The organism is Deltaproteobacteria bacterium (genome assembly GCA_016930875.1).
Taxonomy (GTDB): domain Bacteria; phylum Desulfobacterota; class Desulfobacteria; order Desulfobacterales.
This window is the reverse complement of sequence record JAFGFW010000178.1, coordinates 1-5,233: the sequence shown is the minus strand read 5'-3', so window position 1 is coordinate 5,233 and position 5,233 is coordinate 1. Positions and strand designations below refer to the sequence as shown.

Annotated in this window: 5 protein-coding genes; all 5 read right to left on the bottom strand. The window is 46.9% G+C overall.

Annotated features, from left to right (window positions below):
* Positions 1-576: 576 nt before the first annotated feature.
* Positions 577-1,374, bottom strand: a complete 798-nt coding sequence (locus tag JW883_15200) for a sulfite exporter TauE/SafE family protein (GenBank protein MBN1843611.1) — start codon at positions 1,372-1,374, stop codon at positions 577-579.
* 31 nt (positions 1,375-1,405) lie between these two features.
* Positions 1,406-1,804 (bottom strand): rhodanese-like domain-containing protein, encoded by a 399-nt coding sequence (locus tag JW883_15195; GenBank protein MBN1843610.1) that lies wholly within the window; start codon positions 1,802-1,804, stop codon positions 1,406-1,408.
* A gap of 383 nt (positions 1,805-2,187) precedes the next feature.
* The gene (locus tag JW883_15190; protein MBN1843609.1) at positions 2,188-2,844 is read right to left on the bottom strand and encodes a DUF1638 domain-containing protein; all 657 of its coding nucleotides are present in this window, start codon (positions 2,842-2,844) and stop codon (positions 2,188-2,190) included.
* Between the two features lie 51 nt (positions 2,845-2,895).
* A complete protein-coding gene (locus tag JW883_15185; protein MBN1843608.1) occupies positions 2,896-4,020 on the bottom strand; it encodes a PAS domain-containing sensor histidine kinase in 1,125 nt (374 codons plus the stop codon).
* Between the two features lie 808 nt (positions 4,021-4,828).
* Positions 4,829-5,074, bottom strand: a complete 246-nt coding sequence (locus JW883_15180; GenBank protein ID MBN1843607.1) for a hypothetical protein — start codon at positions 5,072-5,074, stop codon at positions 4,829-4,831.
* Positions 5,075-5,233: the final 159 nt, after the last annotated feature.

Sequence of the window (5,233 nt, the reverse complement as noted above, 5' to 3'; positions counted from 1 at the left end):
GCCTTCTTTGATCTTGCACCGGTGCTTGCAAAGATTACAGCGGACCTCGCCTCCCGGAAGGGATACGTAGAACATTGCCTCTTTCATGCGGATCTTCCTTCTAAGATCTGCTCGACCTTCTGCCATATTTCCTTGATTGCATCAGATACCCTGCCATTTGAAAAGTCGATAATACTCTTTCCGGCCACCATAGCACGGGTGACATCTGTATCATAGGGGATACGACCCACCAACTCGATATCTTGAAGTGGGCACTCAGTCCTCCAACTTGCTCAAGGTCATGAAGACCTAATAGCGTTGTTCAGTCACAACCAGGACTGCACTGGTGCCAGTTATAGAGGAAATCACCGGACCAGCTGCACGCCCACATCCAGTGATACAGCCAGATTGGTAGCGATGGCGGTTTTCCCCGTGCCGCCTTTTCCGCTGCCAATGAAAATAACCATAAGACCTGCTCCCGCGTCATGGTCGCCCCGCACTTGGGGCCTTTTAGATTAAAGCAAGGGGTTCCCGTCTGGTGGGGGACCCGTTCACCACAGCTTGGGCAAACACAGTCTCCACCCGGGCCTGCGGCAACTATCTTGAATAAAATGCATTGATCACCATAAATATTGAAGCAGCAAGAGTAGTGTAGGCAAACAGCTGTTTAAGACTTTTCGATTTAGTCTTCATGGCAAATTTACTCCCCAGAAAGCCGCCGATAACGGTAACGCCTGCGAGCGGAACCGCCCAGGCCGGGTTGAAATCGCCTTGAAGCGCATGGCCGGTAAATCCCATCAAGGCCGTTGCGGCAATGAGTGTAGAGGCAGTACCCACGGCGACACGCATCGGTACTCCGCACGCCAAGACCATGAGAGGAACTAAAAAAGATCCTCCTGATACACCAACCATTCCTGATCCAAAACCAGCCAATATTGTCACAGACGTTGCAATCCATAGGTTGACAATGTACCGACTGCCTCCTGATTCAAAAATCCAATACCCGAGTTTTCTATCAGGGTTTAAATTTGTACGTTCTGAAACAGGCAAAAGCATCATTGCTCCGGCAATTGCCAGCAAACACGAGAATATTAATTTCAACGTAAAACCGCTGAACCAGTGGGAAAAATATCCGCCTGCCAGGGCCGCGGACGCTGTCAATGTGCCAATCAAAATTGCTAGGGGCCACACAACCACCTTGTTTTTTTGAAAAACGAACAGAGCTGAGATGGCTGTCATGAAAAGGATAAACTGCCCTGTTGTGGCAGCTTGATGCATGGGAACACCTGAAAGGGCCAAGACCAGGACATAAAAATTACCGCCTCCTCTGCCAGCCATGGTCATAACAATAGCCAAAGCAAAAATAATCACGCAAAGGATGATAAGTGTTAACAATGGGTACCTTTTTCCTTCAAAACATAAAACGCTATAGGTCTTTCTTTGCCTGAATACTATCCCAGATGCTTCCTGGCTTCAAAGCTTCCGTAAGGGCAGGATAGCCGCCTTTAATAATACGAACATGGGAAAAGCCTTTGGAAACAAGATACATGTAAACCATGGTAGATCGGACATCTGCAGAGCAAAAAATGCCAATAAACATGTCTTTTGGGATTTCCTCTATCCTGTCAGGGATCTCATTAACTGGTATGTGTTTGGATACAACAGAAGGGTGATGTCTCAATTTCACTGAAATAGACCCTGCTTCTTCATTCGACCTAACATCCAGAAAAAGTGCATTCTTTGTCTCTAATAGCCTTCCTGGTGTAATCTTGTGATTGCCAGCAGCGAAAAACTCTAAAGTCATGCTTCTTAGAACCTGATCCATTTTTTAATCCTTCTAAAACTTCTTTAAATATTCTATAAACAAAATCCGTTAAGGTGTCCGGATCGACAATCAGAAAGTACGCGCAGCGTCCAAAACGTGCCTCCACCGCATCATCAAGCGCAAGCCATTTAGATGTAACCGCGATTCCAGTATTCTAATTGTGAGCAAAGCGAACTAACTTGCCTATCAGGGGATGGGGCTGTGACCGAGAAAGGGAGGCGAACAGCAGCCAATGCAGTGAAACGCATTCCCACATCGCCTGAACATTTCCGTCGCTGGTTCATAAACAGCAATTGGTCCGATCATCTTATGAAAGAGTGCATCGTCGAACTCAGCTCCGCTTCGCTGCCTGCCAAAACAAATCTACCGTACTGATTTAGGGCTCATGTCTTATGCAATTGATTGGCTTGCTCAATCAGCAGGGACTTGAAACGATCCAGTGTAACAGGATAGGCATTGATGGGTATCCCCATCCAGTCAGAGTACTCCAGGAACTCTTCAGGGCGTTCGGCCATATACCGGTCAACGTAGCCCACTGCATCGAGGACAATGGCTCCTCCGGCATGCCGTGGGAAATTTTCATTGGCAAGGCCCTTATCCCACCCCTTAAACACATAATGTCGAAACTTGACCCAGCCCGGCGTCATCCACCATACCTTTTCCCCACCGGCCATTTCCTGTGCGATCTTTTCCCGTTGTTCTTCGTTGGCCAGGATGTCCATACAGTGGGTGGCATCAACCCTCGCCACATTCGACCCCTGTTCATCGATGATATTGTCCATCGTTCTGGCAGGATTCTTTCCATTAACGCAGCAGAACTTGCCACCATAGACTACGAGTACCCTGTCCGCCTTTTCTTTGGCCTTGTTGATTCTATAGATCAGTTGTCGCTCCAGTTCTCGTGGTTTCTCGTGAAGCCCCGGGGTATTGTAAAAAATGTGTCTTGCATCCAGAAATCCACTTTTCTGTAGATATCTAAGTTCCAGACTCAAAGTTCCGCATGATACTATGACAATATCTGAGAACGATGGCTGACCCATCGTACGCCTCCCTTATCTGAAGATTGAAACTGCGCCCTCCCCGGAGAACAACTAACCCGGCAACTGAATACCATCCCTTTGTCTGTCCTTAGGTAAAACGACGGAAAAAACGGATCCCTTGTCCAATTCACTCTTCACAAGAATTCTGCCTCCATGGCCCTCGACGATCGTCTTGACCACGGCCAGTCCCAGACCGTAGCCTTGTCTCTTACCTTTGTGACCTCTGTGAAATGAATCAAAAATGTACGGAATGTCCCTGGGATCTATACCAGTTCCCTCGTCTATTACTCTAACCATGATATCCTGATCAGTCGCTTCAGTCGTGATTGTAATAGTGCCTTTTTGTTTTGAGAACTTAAAGGCATTGTCCAAGAGATTGGTGAAGACTCTGCGCACACGGTCACAATCTGCCTCGATAATCGGCAAGGGCTCTTCATTTTTGAGCTCCAGCCTAAGTCCATGCTGTAAAGAAGCGGGTTGATAGGCCTCAAAAAGCTCCAATAATATCTCGTCCAGAGAGGTAGCGCTAAAGTCCAGTTTCAACATCCCGCTCTGTAAATGAGAAAACTCAAGAAAATCATGCACTAAAGATTCCAGTTTGTTCTCTTCATTTCTGATGATCTCAAGATATTTTTGTTGCTTCTTTTTTGCAATGTCTGCGCCTTTATTTAAGAGGCGCAGTACGAATCCGCCTATGATAACAAGAGATGACTTCATATCATGGGCAATCATGGAGATAATATTCGCCTTTTCACGTTCGAGAACCTTTAAATAGGAAATATCCTGAAAGGCTTCTAACCCGCCGATCAGTTTGCCATGATTATCAAACAATCCCGCAGTATTCATCCTGACTGGCATTGTCTCACCATACTTGTTTCTGATTGTGGTTTCGAGTCGCACAATAGGCTTTTGTCGATTGAGAACCGTTCTTAGGGGGCAATCGATGTTGCACATTCCGCCTTGAAGGATTTCGCCACAATAGCGTCCCATTGCCTCCTTTGCCGAATAGCCGGTCACTGCCTCGGCCCAGGGATTAAAGCCAGTGATTTTCAAATCAGAGCTGACCGCAATAACAGCAACCGGGAGGCTATGAATGACAAACCTGTAGAAGGTTAGGTCATGAAGATCTTCCTTATCCCCTCTGGCCGCGTCTGGACTTTGAACAACCGCCTTCATAAGCCCCACCTTCTTACATTTGATTTGAGAACCGTCCTTCGATCATTTCAACAATCCTTGGTTTCGAAGATTCCTCAATAAGGGATACCAGATGTAAATAGGCCCGTGGCTAAGTATGCCTGAAAATACGGCTAAGAACCAGCCTTTGATTCCGGAGCCTTTGCCGACATACTTTGGGCAAGACGTTCCTAACACAGCAAACCGCTTTCCCAGAATGGCTGCTTCAGCAGGAAACTGAATGATACCAACCGTAACCCATGCCACGATAAATGCAGTCACTGCAACGAGGCTGACCATCTTGCTTTATCAGTTCTCCCCCTATGACATAGCTGGTAACAGCGTTACCACCCGAGATACTGGCAATGAGTGAACCAATTACGGTATCTTGGAACAGTTCTCCCGTAAACACAGCAGCAAGCATGCGGCTTGATAGAAATGATCGGAAGAGGCCCAAAACCAAAATAACAACGAACAACACGGGTAATGCTGTCCCAAAAGCTTTGAATGCCTTATAGAAAGAGATTAGGATGTTTTTCCTATCATTATCTATTTTATTGTGTCTTTTGTGATTCATCGATGAAATGTAAGCTCAAACTCTCTTCAGAGATTTGTTGGATTTTCTCAAAAAAAGCAGAACAAATGTTAGCACCTGTGGTACCTGAGGCTGTAGATATCTAGGCACGAAGGTACTACATGAGCATAAGGGGCATAAGGCGCACCATTGGCAGGTGAGTGAGGCTGTCGTTGTGTTGCTTGCTGGCGACTCGAAAGAGAGTCGCCAGCGATAGATTGCCTGGTCGTACTTTTTCTACAACCGAGGATCAACGTGGCTAGGACCTCCACACTCCGGTGTATAGCAGGTGACGTTTCTGAAATCAGACCTCTTGCCACATGAAGGGCAAGCATCTGGCGGGCTTCCGGCTGTAATCAGAAATCCGCACTCAGGACATTTCCAGTAGGTCATATTACACTGAGGGCAGATATCCCCAACGAATTTACCTGAAGCTGTGTAGCCACAGTGTGCACATTCCCATTTCTCTTGCTTTTCTGCCATGTTGTCCACCTCCTTTCCGTTTCAAGCAGGATACAGTGGCTCGTCACTCATCTTTTAGGCATATTTCAATTCGCAATTCCCGGAGCGAGCCTTATCTCCAGTTCACCTCGACACTCACATGCCCACCCCATCAATTTTGGTCCCGCACTCAGGGCACTT